Here is a 6,423-nt window from a genome sequence, read left to right on the forward strand (position 1 = left end):
TTGATGCGGTCACGTACGCGCCCATCACGAGTCGTATCGTGCATCAATTCGAGGGCTTCTTTTTGGGCATCTGTCAGCGTAATTTTCATGGGCGCGATCTTGATCTGATACGAATGAAAAATCAAGCATCTTCAATTACGATGGGTATATATACCATCATCGAAACCAGAAACCCAAAGAGCCATTCTGGCCGCCAGCTTAGCTAATGGTAAATCAGTTATAAATAATGATCTACGTTGTCTGGAAACCAGCACAATGAAGGAAGCCTGTCGCAGTATTGGTGCCCGAATTATTGAGGAGCCTGAGCGGTTAATTATTTATGGTATCGGCGGAAAAATTAATCCGAAGAAAAAAGTCATTGATGCTTTGGGTTCGGGGTTAGTCTTCCGTGTAATGACCGCTCTAACCTGCCACAGTACAGCTCCAGCGGTGATCTCTGGTGACGTCGTTCTCAGAACCCGTGCCATGGAACCTTTACTGAATGCTCTTATTCAGCTGGGAGGAAACATTTCCAGTGTCCATATGAATGGAAAAGCCCCTTTCATCAATTGGGGAGGATATTCTGGCGGTATATGTGAAATCGAGGGAAACATCAGTTCCCAATTTATCACAGCAATTCTGTTTGCAGCCCCCCTTGCGAGGAAAAGTACCACGATTAAAATCATAGAAAAAACCCTATCGCTATCATACATTCGGCAAACATTAGAAACTCTGACAATAGCTGGCATTAAATTTCAGCAAAATGAGAATCTTTCCCAAATTACTGTATTTCCGGGTCAATATAATTCTGCTGAATATACAATAACGGGCGATTACACCTCATGTTCCTATCTTGTTGCTGCGGCAACTCTTTTTCCATGCGATTTAACACTCAAGAATATCAATAGTAAGAGTTTACAAGGCGAACAAGCGATTCTAACGTTTGTTGATGAAATGGGAATGGATATCATTAGCAATTATAAGCGAAACGAAATTCGCCTGATAAATAAAAAAAAACAACTGACTGGAAATTATGAATTTAATGTCAGCGACTGCCCTAATATTGTACCTACTCTTGCTGCGTTAGGTATTTATGTCGCAGGCTGTTTCAGAGTTACCGGAGGCTCTATTACCCGCTTTCATAAATCGCCTAGAATAGAGGCAATGGTAAATGAATTACTAAAATTGGGTGTCAATATTCGTCCTCTATTTATAAATGGTGTTTATGATGGTTTAGAAATTTATGGAGCTTCATCCTACGCGGGGAATTGCATACTTTCCAGCTGGGGGGATCATCGTATCTTTATGTCTTTATTTGTAGCATCATTACGTTGCCAACAAGCTAATTATATTGATGGTTATGAAGATGTTCATTGTTCATTTCCTGATTTCTTTAAAGAATTTGAACAATTGGGGATCACATTTCAAGAGGTTATTCCTCAACATGGAAAATAAAATTAATATTTTTGAAATAGTTAGTTTAATTTCATTTTTAATTATCCGGAGGATATCAGTATGAATATTATCAAACAGATGAGTGAACAAGGTTACGTTGTAATTTCAGAAGTAATAAATAAAAAAGAAATTGACATCATTAGAGAATATTATAAGAAAATTTTAGAAAGAAATAATTTGTCAACACTGCTTCCGACGGATGTACTAAAATCCCCCGATGTCTTTAACACTATTCTAAAAGATAAAGTAGTCACCGCTATCAGGGAACTTTTTAGTCGAGATTTCTCTTTGTTTCCCAATTTTACTATCCGAGAAAGTGTCTATATTCCCTGGCATAATGACGCATATTTTCTCCCTGATGAAGTCATCAATCCTGAAGTTCCACTACAGTTTATGCAGTGTGCTATCTATTTGCAGGACAATGACCCTGAACTGGGAGGTGGGATAACTCTGATACCCTTCTCTCATCGACTGGATCAACCCACCGTGAAAAGTATGTTAAATACGCCACAGGCATACGAGAAAGTTATCATGAGTAAGGCTGGTGATCTTATTCTATGGGATAACAGAATAACTCACAGAAGCACTTACCCGGATAAAGCACCTGATAACACTAAACTGGCTTTACAATGGACAGTATCTGCCTCAGAACGGCATAACGAGTCATATCTACAGTATCTTCAAGATCGTGCGCAATGTTCTATGCATGTTTCAGATTACCTGCTTAAAAGTCCAAAACCTTATTTTGCAGATATGCCCAACGTCCGGTATCCAGATTCATTTCATCAGGATTCATTAAACATAATGAAACAATACAATATACAATTCATAGGGTTATAAGCTATGGCGCATTCAGATAATGGATATAAAGAAAATGGGGCATCTTATATACTAAAGCAGCTGCGCCACTTGAATGCATCTCATATCTTCATGGTACCCGGCAAGCTCATTAATTCATTCATGAAATGCTATCCAAAAGATGATGACTCAGTGTTGGACATCTTTCCTGTACCGATAATAACAGCCTGCGAGACGGGTGCTGCTTATATGGCTGAGGGGTCCGTGTCTCTGACACTTTTGGTGTATGTCTCGTTATTGGAGGGCCGGGTGTTACAAATACCCTGACGGGTATAGCCTCCGCCTATACTGATAATTTCCCTGTTTTACTCTTAGCCGGCCAAATTGCTTCAGCAATGGAAATGCACAATGTCTTACAGGACAGTACCCAATCCGGAATTAATCAGCGTGAAATTTTTGCTCCGGTTACTCGTGCAGCATTTGACGTTAAGGCGGGTCAACCACTCAGTCGTTTTCTGAGGGAATCACTCCGTGCAATGAAAGGCACTGAAAAAGGCCCCGTTTATCTGGGGATAAGTCAGGAAGTTTTAAATGAACATGATGAAAACCGTCCCGACATCAGTGCAAGTATTGCTGACTCTTGGAAGAATCGCCCGATAGATATCAAGAAAATAAATTCACCTGAATTTGCAACTTTCATTGCTAAGGCCCGTAATTGCATCATCCTTGCGGGGCTACGGGGCAAAATGCCTGAAACAGCTGATACGTTGTTAGCATTTGCAGAAAAGTATCATTTCCCAGTGGCAACGACTCTAAGTGGTAAAGGGCTTTTTCCTGAATCCCATCCTCTGTCACTCGGTATTTACGGTTATTCAGGTAACCCCAGAGCCATTGAAGCATTTAAGAATCCGAAGTTGGAAGGGATTATTTTACTGGGAATGGACACCACCCAATGGAGCACCATGCTATGGTCTCTGGAGTTGCAACTTCCTGGGGGAACGATTCAGGTCGATACTAACCCGGAATATCTGGGTAAATACCTTGAGATCACTTGTGGGATCACGGCAAACAGTAGCGCATTTCTGGAAACTCTTAATGAATACTACCATAATCCCCTCATCGAAGGACGCCCGGAACGGGAGAAATGGGTACAACACCTCAGTACAGTTCCCAAGTATTTCCCAATCGATTTTAGTGCAACAGGTAATGAAACCAGACACCCCGCGTCCTATATCAAAATCTTTCAGGAACATTTTCCTGAAAATGGAATAGTCAGTGTTGATTCTGGTGCACATCGTTCATTCTTCGGTCATTATTGGATCGCTCACAGGCCTGAGACGTATATATCAGCAACCACACTTGGCCCTATGGGATGGAGCATCCCTGCTGGCATAGGAGCGAGTTTCGCCGCCCCTGACAGAAAATGTATGGTCATAACCGGTGACGGTTGTATGCTAATGCAAGGAATGGAGTTAGCCACTGCATCAAAATACCAGCGCAATATACTTTTTGTTGTCTTTAATAACACATCTTATGCAGCAAGCTACTTTAATAATAAAGATAACAGAACAGATCTGACTCAAATCCCTGATTATGATTGGTGCCAATTAGCTAAAGGATTGGGATTAAACAGCCTGTGTGTGAATTCTCCTGAGCAATTACAAAAGCATATTGCCGAAATTATGCAACAGAACAGCCCGTTTTTGATCGAGATCAAATGCGATAAGCAACATGCCACACCAAACAAGGAATACAACAAGCGCATAAAAACTCTTCCACTCTTATGAAGGGTAAAAAGGTATGAAGTCCAAACTAATCATCATCAATTCGTGCGTAATACTGGTATTAGGATTATTTTCTATAGATCTCTATAATCCAGCACTGCCTATAATAAAATCAGCACTGGCGATTACTAACAATCAGGCGCAAAGTCTTGTTGTTTATTATCTTTCTGGTTTTGCTGTATCTCAGCTTTTTTATGGCCCACTTTCCGACAAATACGGGCGTATCCCTATAATTGTATTTTCCTTATTATTTTCCGCCGCCGGTAACTACCTGACTTCTACAGCTGAATCATTTCACACACTGTCACTGTTCCGGCTTCTGACCGGTATTGGTGCAGGCGGGTGTCCAGTTATTAGCAGAGCTATACTCAGTGATACTTTCCGTGATAAAACCGAATTATCCAAATCACTGACTATTTTTTCGATGGCATCACAGGTTTCACCTGCTTTTGCTCCTGTTATTGGTGGATATATCACAGAGTATCTGCCGTGGAGGTTTAATTTTATAGCCCTCGCCATAATGATGCTGGTAGGGGTATCTTTTGTAAAAATGACGCTGCCAGAAACATCGCCGATGAAACCAACAGACAGTGGCAGGATAACAGGTTTTCGAATTCTGTTATCTGATGTTAGTTTTGTTGTATACAGTGTTGTATCTGCCGTTTTGTTTGCCATTACCATTGGTTATTTTACTGCCAGTCCTTTCGTCTTTCAGACTCAGTTTGATTTATCCTCGTCACAGAATGGATATCTGTTTATGATTTATTCTGCTGGAATTGTAATAGGCTCATTACTCACAAAGAAATGGTTGTCACACTCTAGCCCTGAAAAAATTCTTAGGGTTTCTCTTCCGTTATTACTTTTCTTCACTGCAATTGCGCTCATTTCTGTTCACTTCATACAGATATTATCAATTGCATTTATCGTTATTTATAGTTTTTCAGTCGGAATGGGGTGTGGGTTTTCTTCCCCATTACTACTCGGGATAAGTTTACATGGGCATCCTGAATTATCCGGAACAGGCAGTGCCTTACAAGGAGCACTAAAAATGGCCGGTGCCGCCATTGTATTATATTTTTTCTCCCGTGGGCATACAGCAACTGCGGCAGGGTTAATGTGGGGACTTTTCATCCTTACTCTAATTTGTGTTGTTTTAATCGCTTTTACTCAGTACAAAGCACCAAAATAGAACGTTGACACTTATAACACAGCCGAAATTGAAACCGTTACCTTCACTTTCATACTAACGGAGAAAATATGGATCTTGGAATAGCCGATCGTTGGGCTGTTATATGTGCAGCCAGCGAAGGTTTGGGGTTTTCTTGTGCTGCTGCACTAGTTGCAGAAGGCGTAAATGTTGTTATTAACGCTCGAAGGCCTGAACCATTGAAGGCGGCTGCGCGGCGGCTGCAAAATATAAACCCTGCTGTATCGATAAAATGGGTACCTGGTGATATAACAGAATCACAAACTCAGGATACTGTGTTAAGTGCATCACCTATGGTAGATATCCTTGTTACAAATGCGGCTGGACCACCTACAGGTAATTATTCCGATTGGAACCGTGACATATGGTACCAAGCAATTAATACCAATATGCTCACTCCCATCAGCCTGATTCAGATTGTTATTGATGAGATGGTTAACCGCCGTTTTGGACGAGTTATCAATATTACTTCCGGTACAGTTAAAGCCCCCCAAAGTGAGTTGGGATTATCAAATGGAGCACGAGGAGGGCTAACTGGTTTTATCTGTGGCTTGGCAAAAACTGACTCTCTAGCGAGTAATAATGTCACCATAAACAATTTATTACCTGGTGCTTTCGATACTAATCGCCTGAAGCAAACATTTGCACAAAAAGCGTCGAGATGCGGAGATTTACCGGAGCGCATAGCAATGCAGCGCCGCCAAAAAATTCCCGCTGGACGGTTTGGAACCCCCGAAGAATTTGGAGCATATTGTGCTTTTTTGTGTAGTGTATATGCAGGTTATATAACGGGGCAAAACATCCTTATTGATGGCGGTGCCTATCCTGGTATTTTTTAAGGAGGGTAAAAAGCTGAACATTACAATCCATATTGACTGTCATTTTCAGAAGACGATTGCACGGAATGTCAGAAGTCGTCTGCACTCGATTGCTGGAGCTATGTTACCAATCATCCAGCGTAGTTCTGCGTCTTGGTGCACATGAATACCGAGCATAATAGTGTTTAGTGCATATGACTTCTGAAATTATTTTATCAGAAGTCATATGCACACTAGGCTTTAAGCCCTATCAATTGGTGCAGTCGCCTTCTGAAAATGACAAACAGAATACAGAAAGCCAGCGTCGTGAAATCGAGGCGGCTGGATTTGCTATCAGACCTCAGCGACTGATTGAAGAATATGTAAGCGGATCTGTTGCGGC

Annotated in this window: 5 protein-coding genes and 1 pseudogene; all 6 read left to right on the forward strand. The window is 41.3% G+C overall.

Features of this window, described 5'->3' with window-relative positions; translation table 11 throughout:
- Positions 1-150 precede the first annotated feature (150 nt).
- On the forward strand, positions 151-1,434 hold the full coding sequence (gene aroA, locus NXS07_RS18030) for a 3-phosphoshikimate 1-carboxyvinyltransferase (protein ID WP_258087325.1): 1,284 nt from the start codon (positions 151-153) through the stop codon (positions 1,432-1,434).
- Positions 1,435-1,494: 60 nt separating this feature from the next.
- Entirely contained in the window at positions 1,495-2,274 is a 780-nt protein-coding gene (locus NXS07_RS18035) for a phytanoyl-CoA dioxygenase family protein (RefSeq protein ID WP_038194077.1), read from the forward strand.
- A 254-nt stretch (positions 2,275-2,528) separates the two neighbouring features.
- Positions 2,529-4,019, forward strand: coding sequence for a thiamine pyrophosphate-binding protein (locus NXS07_RS18040; protein ID WP_230580544.1), 1,491 nt, complete (start codon positions 2,529-2,531; stop codon positions 4,017-4,019).
- Between the two features lie 13 nt (positions 4,020-4,032).
- Positions 4,033-5,205: a Bcr/CflA family efflux MFS transporter gene (locus tag NXS07_RS18045; RefSeq protein WP_038194079.1), complete on the forward strand. Its 1,173-nt coding sequence runs from the start codon at positions 4,033-4,035 to the stop codon at positions 5,203-5,205.
- 68 nt (positions 5,206-5,273) lie between these two features.
- Positions 5,274-6,062 carry an SDR family oxidoreductase gene (locus NXS07_RS18050; RefSeq protein ID WP_258087324.1) on the forward strand — a complete coding sequence of 263 codons (789 nt, stop codon included), beginning with the start codon at positions 5,274-5,276 and terminating at the stop codon, positions 6,060-6,062.
- Between the two features lie 173 nt (positions 6,063-6,235).
- A pseudogene (locus NXS07_RS18055) lies at positions 6,236-6,423 on the forward strand (hypothetical protein); the annotation flags it as partial.

The sequence above is a fragment of the Xenorhabdus bovienii genome (assembly GCF_024721015.1).
Lineage (GTDB): Bacteria > Pseudomonadota > Gammaproteobacteria > Enterobacterales > Enterobacteriaceae > Xenorhabdus > Xenorhabdus bovienii.

What these genes read in the sequence shown, in the direction of transcription:
- NXS07_RS18045 (WP_038194079.1), top strand. Translation starts at nt 4,033, where the DNA reads ATGAAGTCCAAACTAATCATCATCAATTCGTGCGTAATACTGGTATTA.
- NXS07_RS18050 (WP_258087324.1), top strand. Translation starts at nt 5,274, where the DNA reads ATGGATCTTGGAATAGCCGATCGTTGGGCTGTTATATGTGCAGCCAGC.
- NXS07_RS18035 (WP_038194077.1), top strand. Translation starts at nt 1,495, where the DNA reads ATGAATATTATCAAACAGATGAGTGAACAAGGTTACGTTGTAATTTCA.